Here is a 15,437-nt window from a genome sequence, read left to right as displayed (position 1 = left end):
ATTCCGCCATGACCGATTACGCCCACTCCGACCACGCGTCGAAGAGTCGCGCCGAAAAGGCGCGCCGCCTCGCCACCTTTATCTGGGATCGCGGCATCACCGGAACGGAACTGCTGGATATGCCCGCGGCGGTCCGCCGGAAGCTGGCACGCGCGGCCGAAACGAATCCACCGAGCACCGACGAGACGTGGACGACTGTGGCCAAGCTGCTCGACGAGAAGGACACCTGGGCCGCTCGTCATCCGAATCATCCTGCGGCACAGCGCAATAACAGCGACGAGAAGCTGCTGTGGGTGAAGCCGCCGATCACCCCGTGGTGATTCAGTAACCGAGTTCGGACTCGCTCTCGGCCTCGACGACCACCTTGTCGGCCAGCGAGCGCAGCGCACGCGCCTCGGCGGGCGTCATCGGATCGACGAAGATCCGGCGCACCAGTTCGACATGGTTCGGCGCCGCCTTCTCGAGCACCTTGCGTCCCTCGGGTGTGAGTTCGACCAGAATCCCCCTGGCGTCGTCCTTTGCCGTTCGGCGGTCGACGAGTCCGCGAGCGGCCATGCGCGCCAAATGTTTCGAGAGCCTGCTCTTCTCCCAGCAGACCTCGGCGGCCAATTCCTTGGCGCGCAGACAGCCGCCGGGCGCGGCCGACAACGGCACCAGCAGCTCGTAATCGGCGGTGGACAGGCCGTCCTGGGCCAGACCGGCCGATAGCGCCGCATCCAGGCGCTGGCGCAGCCGGATGAAGGCCTGCCAGGTCTGCTGCTCGTCATCGCTCAACCAACGCACCACGGGAATGATCCTAGCCAGCGATTGGTTGACATGGACACCAACTATTCAGGAGGTGCCCATGCCGGCCATCACCGTCCCCGACATCATGGTGCTGCCGCGACTCCCTCGACCCACGGATCCGACGCGGGAACGCAAGGTGAGCAGCATCAGCACCGCACATCAGCAGCGCGAAGGCGCGGGCTTCGAGGTGCGCAGGCCGTTCCCGAGCATGGACCTGCGCTCGGCCGATCCGTTCATCCTGCTCGACCAGATGGGTCCGGTCGCCTATGAGCCGTACGAGGCCAAGGGCGCGCCATGGCATCCGCATCGCGGCTTCGAGACTGTCACCTACGTCATGGACGGCACCATGGTGCATCACGATTCCAATGGCGGCGGTGGCGTCATCAGCGAGGGCGATACCCAGTGGATGACGGCCGGTTCCGGCATTCTGCACGATGAGCTGCCCGCCGAGGAATTGGTCATCGCGGGCGGCTGGTTCCACGGCATCCAACTGTGGGTCAATCTGCCGCGCGCGCAGAAGATGGCCACACCGCGCTATCAGGATCTGCGCGGCAGTGAATTGACGCTGGTCAGTTCGCACGACGGTGGCGCACTGGTGCGCATTATCTCGGGCGAGATGGGCGGCTTCGAGGGTCCGGGTTCGACCTATACCCCGATCGCCTACGCACACGCCTCCATCACCCCGGGCGGCCAGCTGGAAACCCCATGGCCGCAACGGTTTACCGCGATGGCGTATGTACTGTCCGGCAGCGGAACAGTGGGCGCCGAGCGCCGGCCGATCAGCGAAGGCCAACTCGCGGTATTCGGCCCCGGCGACTCGATCACCGTCACCGCTGATGCATTGCAACACAACCGAACCGGCGACCTGGAGGTGCTGCTGCTCGGCGGCCTGCCGATCAAAGAGCCTGTGGTGCAATATGGTCCGTTCGTCATGAACACCCGCGCCGAAATCATCCAGGCCATGGCGGATTACCAGGCCGGACGCATGGGCAATATCCCGGCCGAACATCTGGCGGGCAGGCGTTTGGGCGAATAACGAACGAAGGGGCGCGGTCCCCTAATGCCCCTAATTGTTTTGCTGCGCGGTTGACAAGTACGCGGCCCGTCACAACAGTGGATGCGGCGTCTCCCCCTGGACGCTACTCCACCGCAGCACACAAACAGAGGAATATATGAACGTTCGCCGGCTCACCGTCAGCGTTGCCGCCGCGGGACTCGCTTTCCTAGCGGCGCCCGCAGCCCTGGCCGACGTCCCTACCGGTTCCGCGGGAACAGGCTCATCCGCCATCGATACCGGATCGGCCGCGACCGGTTCGGCAGGCATGTCCCAGACCGGCTCGGCCGGTGGCGCATTCGCCAACTGCGACGAGGCCCGCGCGGCCGGTCGGGCACCGCTGTTCCGCGGGGAACCGGGCTACGGCCCGCATTTGGATCCGGACGGCGACGGTTTCGCCTGCCCGACGGTCTGATAGTCCTGAACGCAGAACACCCGGTGTGGCTGGCCACACCGGGTGTTCCACGTTTACGGCTCAGCGGAAGATCTTGACCAGCACCAACCCGACGACCACCGCGGCCGCGCCGATCAGGCTGTACTTCACCTTCGGCTGGTTGAGCTTCGCCAGCACCATGTGCTTGGTGTCATCGGCGATGCGCTGCGGATCGGCCCGTACGGCGATTTCGTCGAGCGTGCTCGCGAGCCGTGTCCGTGCGGCCTCGATCTCCCGTTCGATCCGCTCGGTATCCCTAGCCACGTATATCCTCCTGTATTCAATATGCCGCGAACCGCGCTGCCGACGAGTCTAGCCAGCCGGGCTGCGACGGTGCGGCCGCATTGTCGGGGCATTCGATTACCGTGCAAGAGGTGACCGACAACCAACGACTCTCCCCCGGCGATGCCGCCCCCGAATTCACCCTGCCAGACGCCGACGGCAAGGACGTGTCGCTGTCCGACTACCGCGGCCGCAAGGTGATCGTCTACTTCTACCCCGCTGCGAGCACCCCCGGCTGCACCAAACAGGCCTGCGATTTCCGCGACAACCTCGCCGACCTCGAGGGTGCGGGCATCGAGGTCATCGGCATCTCGCCCGATAAGCCCGCCAAATTGGCCAAGTTCCGCGACAACGAAAAGCTCACCTTCCCGCTGCTCTCGGATCCGGACAAATCCGTCCTCACCACATGGGGCGCCTTCGGTGAGAAGACCATGTACGGCAAGACCGTCACCGGCGTTATCCGCTCCACATTCCTGGTCGACGAAAAGGGCGAAATCGAAGTGGCGCAATACAACGTCCGCGCCACCGGCCACGTAGCCAAACTTCGCCGCGACCTGTCGGTGTAGACGCCGAGCGCAGGTCGGGTTCCCCTCCAACGGATTTCGTCCAGGTCGAAGGCGCATAAGCGAAAGGTCCGGAGCCACTGGGGGCACCGGACCTCTCGAAGATTTTCTCCTAGGTGGGCTGCAACTGCTGGGCCGCCCATTGCATGAGCATGCGGACGTGGTTGTCCCACCAGTGGTAGAACTCGGGGGTGAAGGCCGCCGGCGGCGGAGCCTCACCCGGGAAGAGCATGGCGTCGTTCGGAGCACCGACTTTGGTAGTCGGCCCCGGGGTTCCGGTGCCCGGAAGCTGCTCAGGGAATCCGGCCGCCCCGTTTCCGTGCTCGTGTGCATCCGGAGAGACCAATACCGGTAGCTCAGCGCCCCAGTGTTCGTTGTACTGCGGAAGGTTGTCCAGATCGAAGTCACCCACCGGCGAGCCTGCGGTGTTGCCGGCGGCCGCGGGTTGCCGGGCCTCCGGATGATCGAACGGGGTGATATTCGGCTGCACCGAGGAGCCCGCGGTGGAGCCGCTGGCCGATCCGGTATCACCGTCGACCACGCGGGCATCCGCGGTGACCCGTGCGTCAGCGACGACTGCCCCCGTACGCGTTGTCACGTACAAACCGCCCGCGACCAGTCCGCCCGCCAGCACACTGGCCGCGGCGAACATGGCCGTGTGACCGCGCGTACTTCGCACCCGCTCGACCGGCTCGCTCACAACGGTCGCATCGCTCATCGCGAACAGCGCCGCACCGACCGCCGAGGCGGAGGTCGCGATCTTGCACGGCAGCACCGGAGCGCCGAAGCCGTCCATCGCCGTGGCCACCACCGCGCCGTCCGCGGCCGACCCGATCAGCACCACCGCATCCGGCCGAACCATTGCCGCTTCGAACTGATCCCACGCATCCGACACCGCGACGTCGAGCGCCTCGGCGGTCGCACTGCCGGACTGACTCGTCGCGGCCAGCACCCGATTGCGCTTGCGGTCGATCAGCGTGAACGCCTGATGCCCTGGGACCACCTCGCAGATGAGCAGATCGTCGAATTCATCGAGCCAGGTCATGATCCCGGCCACACTCAGATGTGCCGACTTGGCCGATACCAGCGAGGCAGTATGCCACGGGCCGGACGCCAATTTTGTGACGATGGCACGCCGCTCGGCGGCATCGCGATAGGTGACCGCCGCACCCACGATCTCCCGCTCCGACTCCAGCTCTGCCGCTAGTGTGTCCATCGCCGTCTGGACCGCAACCGCCAGGTCCGCCTTCGAATCGCCTCGAGTTTTCACCACCCGCTGCAGCAGCACCTGCTCGGATAGCTTCTCGCCGCTGTCGGCGAGGGCTACCGCGTGAACGGCGCCGCGTTCGGTGGAAACGCCTAGAGATACCACGGATCGAGCTCCCACTGATCACGCCTTCCCAGTGCAATTACCGAGCTCACGAGCTTGCCGAAACCCCTGAGCCCCTTGGATTCCCCGGCACGAAACGTGCGTCGAGATGCACGCACGCTCGGTTATGTGTTCGGCGCCATCTCGGGCTTGGATGGGTGATGAAATGTGACAGTCCTTAACACGCAGATACGGTGCGCGTGTCGCACATGTGTCGATACCGCTAGCCTTGATACGTGGATGTACGCACGGAGGCCAGGTCGAAGCAGCGACGTCTGGACCCTGCGTTGGACCTGCAGGACGACCCGCAGGAGCTCATGCCGCGGCGCAGGCCGACTCAGGAACGCAGTAAACGCAAGTTCGATGCCCTCTTGCAGGCGTCCCGGGAATTGCTCGTCGAGGTCGGGTTCGAATCGTTCACCTGTGAAGAGGTGGCGGCACGGGCCGAAGTGCCGATCGGCACGCTGTATCAGTTCTTCGCCAACAAATACGTCATCGTCTGCGAGCTGAATCGCCAAGACCTGGTTGCGGTTTCCCAGGAACTCGCCGATTTCCACGGCGAAATCCCATCATTGGACTGGTTGCGACATATGAACCAGTTCGTCGACCATCTGGCGAATCTGTGGATGACCGACCCGTCCCGGCGCGAGGTATGGCTGGCAATGCAGTCCACTCCGTCCACCCGAGCCACCGGCGCGATCCACGAAAAGGAATTCGCCGAGGTCGTCTCGCAAATGCTGCGGCCGCTGACCCCGCGCACCCCGCGCGCGCGTCGCACCATGATGGCCGAAGTCCTGGTGCACGTCGTCTACTCGATGCTGAACTTCTCCGTGCAAGACGACCAGAGCAACACCGAAGCGGTCTCCGAACTCAAACGGCTGATGGTCGCATACCTCATGGTTGCCGAAAAGGAATCCCGAACGGGCGGCCAGCGCTAACTCTCGGCAATCCGCGTTCGGGCCGGGCACCTCGAGTACGGGGCGCCCGGCTCGAACATGGGATTCGGCTACTGCGCTTCGCGACCTTCGATCAGGTCGGCGAGTTCACCCGGATCCTCGAGGACGACCATGGCGGCGGCGGTGTCGCCGTCGTGCGTCAGGGACAGGTGAACCCTTGCGCGGGGCAGGAATTCGGCGGCCAGGCCGTGCAGTTTGATGCTCGGGCGGCCCCATGCGTCGTTGACCACCTCGATGAGGGGGTACGGGTTGTCGCCGATCTGCGGGCGGCGCGCGAAACGCGAAGACGCCCATGCCTTCAGCACTGCCTCTTTGGCCGCCCAGCGCGCCGCGTAACTGCGTGCCGGGTCGGTGCCCTTGCTCTGACAGTAGCGCCGCTCACCGGCGGTGAAACTCTCCCGGAGCATGGTGGTTCCGGACCGTTGCAACTGTTCGGCGAACTCGGAGATGGTCACCAAGTCCAAGCCGATACCCAGGATGGTCAATGCGTCGCCGCTCCTCAGCCTTCGAGCTCAATGAAAAGTCAGAGTGCGGCCGCCGTAGCGACCGCACTCTGCACGGTAATGGCCGAAGCCGCTATGCCATAGAGCCGCCGGCCTCGAGTTGCCCGAGAATCACTGCCCCGGTACCACAACCCGCGCCGTCGGCCCGGTAGGTGCCGTCGCCAGACAGCCGCGCCTCCGGCGAGAGCAGCACGGCGGCCTCCAGTTGCCGCTTCTGCTCCGACGGCGTGCCGTCGGCACCGAGGCGCCGATCGGCCGGCCGCTCGTACAGCGGGGCGCCACCGCACATGGCCTCGGTGAACCGCTGCCGTCCCGCGAGCTGACGCTGCTGCGACCGGCGCTGGTAGTCCTCGCGCCGACCCGGCTCGATCGCCTGGATGAACGCCTCCGGATGCACCACCGCGAGCAGGCCCGAGACGTGGCCGAAGCCGAGCGAGGTCAGCAGACCGGCCTTGAGCGGGAAGCGCTCGCCGAAGCGCAGCGGTTCGCGCGCCCAGACCAGATGCGGGTAGGCCTGCATCTTGTCGTCGACGCAGTCCAGGCTCCGATTCGGCGGCACCACACCGTTTTCCAGCACCTGGCACAGGCCGATGAGCTGGAAGGCGGCCGCGCCACCCTTGGCATGTCCGGTCAGGCTCTTCTGCGAAACCACGAACAGCGGCGCGCCTTCGGAGCGTCCGACGGCCGTGGCCAATCGCTCGTGCAGTTCGGACTCGTTCGGATCATTGGCCGCGGTCGAGGTGTCGTGCTTGGAGATGACCGCGATATCGTCCGGCGCCACACCGAGTTTGCGCAGTTCGGCGGCGAACTTGGATTCGCGACCGCCACGTCCCGCACCCAGCGCGCCGAGGCCGGGCGCCGGGATGGAGGTGTGCACGCCGTCGGCGAAGGACTGCGCGAAGGCGACCACACCGAGCACCGGCAGGCCCATTTCCACCGCCACGTCGCCGCGCGCCAGCAGCACGGTGCCGCCACCCTGCGATTCCACGAAGCCGCCGCGACGGCGGTCGTTGGCGCGGGAGAAGTACCGGTCGCTGATGCCCTTGGCGCTCATGGCCGCAGAATCCGCGGTCGCGGACATATCACCGAAGCCGACGATGCCCTCGATACCGAGATCGTCGAAGCCACCGGCGACCACCAGATCGGCTTTGCCCAAACGGATCTTGTCGACGCCCTCCTCGACCGACACCGCGGCAGTCGCGCAGGCCGCCACCGGATGCACCATCGCACCGTAGCTGCCGACGTAGGACTGCACCACATGCGCGAGCGCGACGTTCGGCAGCGCCTCCTGCAGGATGTCGTTCGGGCGCGACTCACCGAGCAGGTTGTCGATGTAGAGCGAGCGCATCGAGGACATGCCGCCCATACCGGTGCCCTGGGTGTTGGCGACCAGGCTCGGGTGCACCCAGCTCATCAGCTCGGCCGGGCTGAACCCGGAGCTGATGAACGCGTCGACGGTGCAGACGATATTCCACAGCGCGACCCGGTCCACCGAGGCCGCCATATCGGCGGAGATGCCCCAGATGGTGGGATCCCAGCCGGTCGGGATCTGACCGCCGACGGTGCGCGACAGCTTGGCCTTGCGCGGCACCCGGATCTCGGTGCCCGCCTTGCGGATCACCTGCCAGTCACCGGAATCGGCGACCGGGGTGATCACCGTGTGCTCCGGATCCGCGGCGTAGAAGGCGCGTGCCTCGGCTTCGCCGCCGACCGTGAAGGTCAGATCCTGGTCCAGGAAGACCGAGGTCATCAGCGGTGCGGCATTGTCGATCATGGCGCCGTCGTCCTCGTAGCGGCGCACACCGCAGCGCGCGACGACCGCGTCGTGGTACTTCTCGGCCAGCTCGTGTTCGGGGACATAGTCACCGGATTCGGTGTCGTACCAGCCGGGCTTGGGATCGTTCTCCCAGCCGACCAGGCCGGTGGTCCAGGCGAGTTCGAGCACGCCGGCGGCCGAGAGCTCGTCGGAGACCTCCATCTCGAACCGGGTGCGCGCCGAACCGTACGGACCGAGCTCACCGGCACCGACGATCACGACCATATCGGCGAGATCGGCGGTCACCGAACCCCATTCGGGCACCGGCAGCGCCGAACTCATGGTCGGCGGTGCGGGCAGCGCCGAAATCGTCCCCGCCGCAACGGCTTCCTCGGTCTCGGTCGCGGCGGCCTCCTGAGCCTGCTTGGCCAGTGCGGGCAGATCGAGCTTGACCCTGGCGAGTCCGCCGGTGAGGTCGATCTGCTGCGGTCCGGTGGCAGTCACCTGACGGGCCCGCGAGGTGCACCACTTGAGCAGCTCATCGGCCATCTCGGCGGTGGACCAGGTGTGCACACCGGCCTTCTCGACCGCGGTCACCATCGGATCGTTGTGGCCCATGAGCCCAGTGCCGCGCACCCAGCCGATGAGGGCGTGCACCAGGGTGACGCGGGTCGACCACGACTTCTCGGCCCGCCACTTGGCGACCACCGCGTCGAGTGCGGCCTTGGACTCACCGTAGGCGCCGTCGCCGCCGAACATGCCGCGGTTGGGCGAACCGGGAAGCACCACATGCAGTTTCGCGTCGACATCGTGGTCGACGCCGATCTTGGACAGCCCACCGATCAGCCGCTCGACCGACCAGAGCAGGACCCGCATCTCCATTTCGGCGCGGGCACCGGCATCGGCGAGATCACCGGCGACCCGCGGTGCCGCGAACGGCAGCAGCAAGGTCGGGGTCATCGCGTCCTTGATCTTGACCTTGGCACCGCCCGCATTGTCGACCTGCTCGCTGCCGATCCAGTCGATCAGCGCGTCGACGTCCTGGTAGGACGCCATATTCGCGGGCACGACCCACAGCGCGGCACCATGGCGCGCATTCTCGCGGTAAAGCTTGCGGTAGAAGCCGAGCCGCGCGTCATCGAGGCTCGAGGTGGTGACCACCACCGTGGCGCCGCCGCCGAGCAGTCGACCGGTGGCCGCCGCGGCGATGGAACCCTTACTGGCACCGGTGATCACGGCGATATCCGAGGACCACGGGCCGGGCTCGTCGGTGTTCAGCGCCGCCTCGGCGATGCGCTCGTACCGTCCGGCGAGCACCGAGCGGGCCTCGCGCTTGGCCTTCTCGCGCCACCAGTTCGCCTGTGCCGCAACGGCTTCACCGGCGCCGAGGAAGCCGTCCACCGACTCCTCACCGGAGCCGATGTCATCGAGCAACCAGAGCTTGGCCAGATCCTCGCGTGCGGTCGCCCAGCGGTCGTCGATCAGCACGGCCTTGCGGCCGTCGAAGGCGGGCGCGACCAAACGCGGCCAGTCCGAACCCAATTCGGCCGAGACGAGATCGACCAGGGTGTCATCCGAGGCCTCCGGCGCGGAGGCCTGATCGGTCAGGCCGAGCTGTTCGAGCACCACCCGGGCGGCCGTGGCCAGCACGCCGTCGCGACCGGTGATCTGTTCGGTGAACTCACCCAGCGCCGCGGCGTCCACGGTGGCGCCGCCACCGCCGCCCGCGCTCGGCAGCGATACCGCGACACCGCGCCGGGCCGCGACGGCCTGCACGGCGGCGTCGATGGCCGCATCGACCGATGCCGCGTCGCTCACACTCGCGACCAGCCCGCCGAGATCGCCACCGCGCACGCTGACGCCCTCGCGGGTGCCGAGCGAAACCTCGGCGGTGACATGGTTGGCCCAGCCGTCGCCCAGCTCCCAGACCTTCTTGACCCGCTCGGCGATCGCGGCGGGCCGCTTACCGGACGGACCGAAGACCTTGCGCAGGTGATCGCCGATGGCATCGGAGAGCACCGAACCAAAAGGCTTGTAGGTACGGGCAAGTCGCTCGACGGTGGCCGAGAGCGCACCCATATCGGCGTCGGCGGCACCGTCGATCGCACCGAGCGACAGCTCGGAGCCGAGGTCGACGAGCAGCTGATTGCGCCGCGACGAGACGCCGTCGCAGAGGCCCTCGATGGTGTCGACCGGGCCGATCTGATCCAGCCGCAGCTTGGTCCACAGCGCGATGAGTACGCGGGTGGCGTCGGCGGCGGTGAACGCGATGTCATCCGGACGCGGACCACCCGAGCTCGCGACCGGAGCGGCCACCGGGGCCGCCGCGACCGGCGTCGCGGTCGAAGCGGTTTCGACCGGCTCGTCGGCGGGCTCGTCGACCGGCGCGGGATCGGTATCGGTCGAGTAGACGACCGCGGCCTCACGCTCGATATTCAGCACCTCGACGGTGACCGTGCCGAAGGCGGGCAGCTTCAGCGTCTGGCTGGCCAGATTCGCCACCGTCGGCGTTGCGCCCAAACCGATTTCGACGAAACGCTCCACCCCGAGTCCGCCGTCGGCGACATCGGTGAACAGCAGATCCTGGGTCTCGATCCAGCGCACCGGGCTGGCGAACTGCCAGGCCAGCAGCTCGATCAGCACCACGCGGCACAGTTCGGTCGGTCGCGCGGCCCAGTTGTCGAAGTCGGCGAGCACGGTGGCCAGCGGCTCCGAGGGCACCAGATCGGCGATCTCCTGGATGAACGCGCGCTCCAGCGAGAACGGCTTGGGCACCAGGTTCGGAATGTAGCGTCCGACCAGGATTTCCGGGTGCAGGTCCGCGGGCAGCAGCTGTTCGAGCTTCTGCCGGAACTCCGGCACGCCCTCGCGGAGCACGGTGGAGTGGAACGGCACATCGATGCCCGGGACCAGGATGAACGCCCGCTTGCCGCCGAATTCGGCACGGCGGCGGTCGATTTCGATCTCCAGCGCATCGAGGCCCTTGACCGTGCCGGCGATCGCGTACTGCGAACCGCGCAGGTTCAGGTTGACGACCTCGAGGAATTCTCCGACGCTCTCGCCGACACCCTTCACGAAGTCGATCACCTCGTCATCGGGCAGACCGATCTGCGACGGCCGGATGGCGGCCATCCGATAGTCGCTGCGCCCCTGCGCATCCCGGGGTACCAGCTCGTGCATGGCAGAACCGCGCTGGAAGACGACCTCCAGCACCGCCTCCAGCGGCAGCACCCCGGCGACGGCTGCGAGCGCGTTGTATTCACCGACCGAATGTCCGGCCAGCATGGCGCCCTCGACATAGGCGCCGGCCTCGCGCAACTCGGCGACCTGGGCCACACCGAGCACCGCCATGGCGACCTGGGTGAACTGGGTCAAGTGCAGCACGCCGTCCGGGTGCCGGTGTTCGACACCGCGCGCCTTGAGGTAGGTCGGGTTGTCCCGGACCACGGCCAGGATCGAAAAGCCAAGTGCCGCACGGGTGTGCTTATCGGCGCGCTCCCAGATCTCCTTGGCGGCCTTGGAGCGGGCACGGGCGTCCAGGCCCATGCCCTTGCGCTGAATGCCCTGGCCCGGGAAGGCGTAGACGGTCTTCGGGGCGGCGGTGCGACCGGTTGCGGTCATCACCAGATCCCCGTCGGCGCGGCAGGAGACCTCCACGATCTCGCTACCCGAGTCGACCGCGATCCGCTCGACGCGCACGTCGATTTCCGCGCCCGGGCGGACCATGCCGAGGAAGCGGGTGGTCCACGCCGTCAAAGTCCGTGCCGGAGTGGAGCTTTCGGGATCCACCGCGGACACCGCGTGCTGCGCGGCGGCCGAAAGCCACATGCCGTGCACGATCGGGCTGCCGAGTCCGGCCAGCTTGGCGGCCGAATCACTGGTGTGGATCGGGTTGTAGTCACCGGAGACCGCGGCGAAGGCACGCATGGTGCGCGGCGCCAGCATGGTGACGTCGCGGCGGCGGCGACGCGGGGTATCGGTGGCCGCATCCGAGACCACACCCGCCGCGCGCGGCGGATCGGTCAGCTCGCCCGCGCCGTTGCGCCCGCGGATGGCGAAGCGTTCGGTCAGCGTCGCCAGCGGCACCACGTCGAGGCCCTGATCCCGCATCTCACCGACCGACACCCGCACCTCGACGACGCGTCCCAGGTCGGTGTCGACAACGTCACCCGATTCGGCGCGGACAACGAGAATGCTGGTGTCGTGCGGCAGATCGCGGTCGAGTGCGATCTGGTGATCGAGGTGGACCAGATCGAGCATGCCCTCGATGACACTGTCGCCGTCGGCGCTGCGCGCGGCGCCGAGCACCGCGAAGACGGCGGGCCAGCACGCACCGACGAGCACATCGGGCACGCTGCGTCCGAGCGTGCTCAGTGCGCCGGGCAGGCCCGAACCGGTGACGCCGGCATGGTCGGCGATGAGGTCCGGGGTCCAGGCGACATTGAGGTGTGCGATCTTGCCCTTCACCTCCGGCAGCGCCTGGCCCGCGGCGACCGCGAGCAGCGCGGACATGGCGGTGTCGGCGTCGGTTTCGGTGATGACCGGTGCGCCGCCGTTGTAAAGGGAGGCCGGCACGGTGATCCGCAGGCGGATGCGCACGGCATCACCGCCGAACAGCGGCACCGTGAGCTCGACGTAGGCGTGATCGGCATCCGGTCCGGTGGTTTCGGTGATCGTCGCACCGGTCGGCGGATGGATGGCGCCCTTGTCGTCGACGGTCCATTCGGCGAGGTCGCCGAGGCGGTGGATCGGGTTGACCGTGGTGCGGCCGGACCATTCGACATCCGGCGCGGCCAGCACCGCGTCGACCGGTCCCTCGGTGACACCGGCGGAGCGGCGCGCGTCGACCGCGACCGGCGACACACCGGCGCGAACCAGCGCGTACGCCGTGTCCTGCTCGAAGCGATCGAGCAATTCGCCGACGGGCTCGTCGACGCGGGTGATACCGGCGACCGAGACCGTGCCCGGAATGACACAGACCTGATCGGCCGAGTAACGCGGATCATGGGCCTGCCACAGCGAATCCGAACGCCACCAGCGGCGCACGTCGCCGTCCACCACGGGCACGAAGTTGACCGGCTTACCCGGGGTCTTGCACAGGCTGACGAAGAACGGCACATCCGCCGGGTGCAGCAGGGTCTGCTCGGCCGCCGGGTACTGCTGCTTCAGCGTGCACAGCGCCTCGACCGGGTTCTCGAAGACCGCGTCGGATTCGAACAGCGTCGGGATCTCACCGCGGTCGGCCGGATGCAACCGGGATTCGGTGCGGCGCATCATCTCCGCGAATCGGTCCCGCCACGTGATGTCGATCCAGACCGAACGGGTGGCGTCCAGGATGGCGTCGCCGAGGTCGCTGCCGCAGTCGAAGTCCTTGCGGCGGTCCAAGCCGACAGCCAGCTCGACGTAGCGTTCCAGCCACTCGAGGTAGGTCATGGTCGTGACATCGCCGAAGTACGGCTTGGCCGTGGCATTCAGTGCGGCGATGATCTCGTCGCGACGCTCGGCGACCGCGTCGGCGTCACCGGCGACCTCGTCGAGCAGGCGGCCGGTGCGCGAGGCCGCATTGTCGATCTCATGGATATCGGCGCCCAATTGGCTACGGCCGGAAGCCATTCCGCCGGTCGCGGTGCCCGCGCCGACCCAGTTCGGGGTACCGGGGGTATCGACGAGCAGCTGCTTGACCTCGGGTGCGGTGGTGGCCTCGAGCGTCGCCATGGCGGCGGTGCCGACCAGCACGCCATCGAGCGGCATTACCGGATAGCCGTGCGGCACAGCCCATTCACCGGTCAGGTATTCGGTGGCACGCTCCGGGGTACCGATGCCACCGCCGACGCAGACCACCACATTGTCGCGGTTGCGCAGCTCGGAGTAGGTCTCCAGCAGCAGGTCGTCCAGGTCCTCCCAAGAGTGATGTCCACCGGCCCGGCCGCCCTCGATGTGCATGATCACCGGGTAGTCGGGCACCTCGTCGGCAATGCGCAGTACCGCGCGGATCTGGGCGACGGTGCCCGGCTTGAACGCCACATGCGTGATACCGACCTCGGTCAGCTCCGCGATCAGCGCGACGGCCTCTTCCAGCTCCGGAATGCCCGCGGTGACGACGACACCGTCGAACGGCGCTCCCGCCGTACGGGCCTTCTGCACCAGGCGCTTACCGCCGAGCTGCAGCTTCCACAGGTACGGGTCGAGGAAAAGCGAGTTGAACTGCACCGCGCGGCCCGGATGCAGCAGCGTCTTCAGCTCGGCCACCCGGTCGGCGAAGATCTGCTCGGTGACCTGACCACCACCGGCCAGTTCCGCCCAGTGGCCCGCATTCGCCGCCGCCGCGACAATTTTCGCGTCGACGGTGGTCGGGGTCATGCCCGCGAGCAGGATCGGCGAACGACCCGTCAGCTTGGTGAACGAGGTCTCGACCACGATGCGTCCGCTCGGCAGACGCACCGGGCGCGGCGCGAAGGCCGACCACGGCTGAGCCACCTCGGGTGCGGCGCCGGGGGTCAGCAGGCTGCGCTGACCCGCGCGGGTCGCGGCCGCGAGGATGCCGACACCGGTGCCCTTGAGCGAGCCGCTGGTGAGCCGACTGAGCAGATCGCCCGGGCCCAGATCGAGAATCCACTGCGCACCGGCGGCGACGACGCCGTCGACCTCCTCGACCCAGTCGATCGGGTCGACGAGGATCTCCTTGGCCAGCGAACCCGCAAGCTCCGCATCCAGACCACACTGGGACGCCCAGCCGCTCACGATGTCGACCGTGTCGGCGAGCGCGGGGTGATGGAAGGCGACATCGACGGCCAGATCCTCGAAGACCGGCGCGAACACCGCGCCACCGCGCGACTTCGCATCGCGCTCGCGAGTCTGCTCGTCATGGATCTGGGCGCAACGCTGACGCACCCGCTCCAACTGGGTCGGCGTACCGGAAAGCACCACGCGCCGCCGACCGTTGCGAATCGAAACCACCGCGGCCGCGGCAGGATCCACGCCCGCGGACACCTCGGCAACCACCGTGCGCAGATGCTCGGGATCGACATTCGATACCGCGACCATCGACGAACGCTCGCCCACCGGCATAAGACCGCGCCGCCGGGCAACCAAACCCGCTGCGGCGCCGATCATTTGGGCGATGGCGAGCAGTTCGGCGTCACGCTGTCCACCGGCCTGCACCGAGGTCGCGGCGAGGCGGCCCTGCGAGTGGCCGACGACCGCGACCGGCGCGTGCTCGTTGGCATCCAAACCCTGCAGCCGCAGCGCGCGCACGGCAGCCACCTGCGTCAGGAATACGCCCGGCATCGACACCACGGCCGAACGGAGCACCTGCTCCGAAGGCGCAGCGGAAACCTCCGCCTCGTCACCGTCGGCGAGCTCGTTCTCGAGCATCCAGCCGATCGGGTCGAAGCCCACCGGTCGCACGACAAGTAGTTGTGCCGCAACGGGTTCCAGCAGCGTCGCTGCTTCGTTGACCAATGCGGTCAGCTCGGGCTCCAGTGCGGCGTCGCGCCCGATCTCCTCCAATTCACCGAGCCAACGCGCACCCTGCCCACCAAAGGCAAGTGCGTAGGGCGTTCCGCCCAGCAGTCGATCCAGCAGCGGGGTCCTCGAACCCCCCTGCTGTGGCGCCCCAACCACTTTCGGGCTCTGTCCGGTTCCGGCCGCAGTGCTCTCATTGATCGTCAAGACGCTTCGACTTCCTTCTCCTGGCGACATGCCGTTGAGACACGCCGCTCCCTCCGGTGCGCAG

Annotated in this window: 10 protein-coding genes; 5 read left to right on the top strand and 5 right to left on the bottom strand. The window is 67.5% G+C overall.

The genetic code is table 11. The features are described 5' to 3' along the window. Positions 1 to 8 precede the first annotated feature (8 nt). Positions 9 to 320: a hypothetical protein gene (locus ACIBW7_RS10950; protein ID WP_040687518.1), complete on the top strand. Its 312-nt coding sequence runs from the start codon at positions 9 to 11 to the stop codon at positions 318 to 320. A 1-nt stretch (position 321) separates the two neighbouring features. On the opposite strand, the gene ACIBW7_RS10945 is transcribed toward ACIBW7_RS10950, so the two are convergent. Next, positions 322 to 786 carry a MarR family winged helix-turn-helix transcriptional regulator gene (locus tag ACIBW7_RS10945; protein ID WP_397046087.1) on the bottom strand — a complete coding sequence of 155 codons (465 nt, stop codon included), beginning with the start codon at positions 784 to 786 and terminating at the stop codon, positions 322 to 324. Positions 787 to 844: 58 nt separating this feature from the next. Here ACIBW7_RS10945 and ACIBW7_RS10940 point away from each other — a divergent pair, with 58 nt between their 5' ends. Together ACIBW7_RS10940 and ACIBW7_RS10935 are read left to right on the top strand one after the other, a co-directional pair. After that, positions 845 to 1,822, top strand: coding sequence for a pirin family protein (locus ACIBW7_RS10940; protein WP_397046086.1), 978 nt, complete (start codon positions 845 to 847; stop codon positions 1,820 to 1,822). A 136-nt stretch (positions 1,823 to 1,958) separates the two neighbouring features. Continuing rightward, a complete protein-coding gene (locus tag ACIBW7_RS10935; RefSeq protein ID WP_040687515.1) occupies positions 1,959 to 2,255 on the top strand; it encodes an excalibur calcium-binding domain-containing protein in 297 nt (98 codons plus the stop codon). Between the two features lie 60 nt (positions 2,256 to 2,315). Here ACIBW7_RS10935 and ACIBW7_RS10930 read toward each other — a convergent pair whose 3' ends face one another. After that, positions 2,316 to 2,537, bottom strand: a complete 222-nt coding sequence (locus ACIBW7_RS10930) for a DUF3618 domain-containing protein (RefSeq protein ID WP_040687513.1) — start codon at positions 2,535 to 2,537, stop codon at positions 2,316 to 2,318. Between the two features lie 110 nt (positions 2,538 to 2,647). On the opposite strand from ACIBW7_RS10930, the gene bcp reads away from it, so the two are divergent. Next, positions 2,648 to 3,121, top strand: a complete 474-nt coding sequence (gene bcp / locus ACIBW7_RS10925; protein ID WP_397046085.1) for a thioredoxin-dependent thiol peroxidase — start codon at positions 2,648 to 2,650, stop codon at positions 3,119 to 3,121. A 109-nt stretch (positions 3,122 to 3,230) separates the two neighbouring features. Here bcp and ACIBW7_RS10920 read toward each other — a convergent pair whose 3' ends face one another. Next, the gene (locus ACIBW7_RS10920; protein ID WP_397046084.1) at positions 3,231 to 4,490 is read right to left on the bottom strand and encodes a hypothetical protein; all 1,260 of its coding nucleotides are present in this window, start codon (positions 4,488 to 4,490) and stop codon (positions 3,231 to 3,233) included. Positions 4,491 to 4,804: 314 nt separating this feature from the next. Here ACIBW7_RS10920 and ACIBW7_RS10915 point away from each other — a divergent pair, with 314 nt between their 5' ends. Then, positions 4,805 to 5,425, top strand: a complete 621-nt coding sequence (locus ACIBW7_RS10915) for a TetR/AcrR family transcriptional regulator (protein ID WP_245721387.1) — start codon at positions 4,805 to 4,807, stop codon at positions 5,423 to 5,425. A gap of 68 nt (positions 5,426 to 5,493) precedes the next feature. Here ACIBW7_RS10915 and ACIBW7_RS10910 read toward each other — a convergent pair whose 3' ends face one another. After that, the gene (locus tag ACIBW7_RS10910; protein WP_040687506.1) at positions 5,494 to 5,928 is read right to left on the bottom strand and encodes a holo-ACP synthase; all 435 of its coding nucleotides are present in this window, start codon (positions 5,926 to 5,928) and stop codon (positions 5,494 to 5,496) included. Between the two features lie 91 nt (positions 5,929 to 6,019). Beyond that, entirely contained in the window at positions 6,020 to 15,373 is a 9,354-nt protein-coding gene (locus tag ACIBW7_RS10905) for a fatty acid synthase subunit beta domain-containing protein (protein WP_397046083.1), read from the bottom strand. Between the last annotated feature and the right edge of the window lie 64 nt (positions 15,374 to 15,437).

The sequence above is a fragment of the Nocardia sp. NPDC049526 genome (genome assembly GCF_044465765.1).
Taxonomy (GTDB): domain Bacteria; phylum Actinomycetota; class Actinomycetes; order Mycobacteriales; family Mycobacteriaceae; genus Nocardia.
The sequence above is the reverse complement of the archived record's forward strand: the minus strand, read 5'-3'. Positions and strand labels throughout refer to the sequence as shown.

Coding starts and splice junctions, on each gene's coding strand:
- ACIBW7_RS10940 (WP_397046086.1), top strand. CDS start 845: ATGCCGGCCATCACCGTCCCCGACATCATGGTGCTGCCGCGACTCCCT.
- ACIBW7_RS10935 (WP_040687515.1), top strand. CDS start 1,959: ATGAACGTTCGCCGGCTCACCGTCAGCGTTGCCGCCGCGGGACTCGCT.
- ACIBW7_RS10950 (WP_040687518.1), top strand. CDS start 9: ATGACCGATTACGCCCACTCCGACCACGCGTCGAAGAGTCGCGCCGAA.
- ACIBW7_RS10915 (WP_245721387.1), top strand. CDS start 4,805: ATGCCGCGGCGCAGGCCGACTCAGGAACGCAGTAAACGCAAGTTCGAT.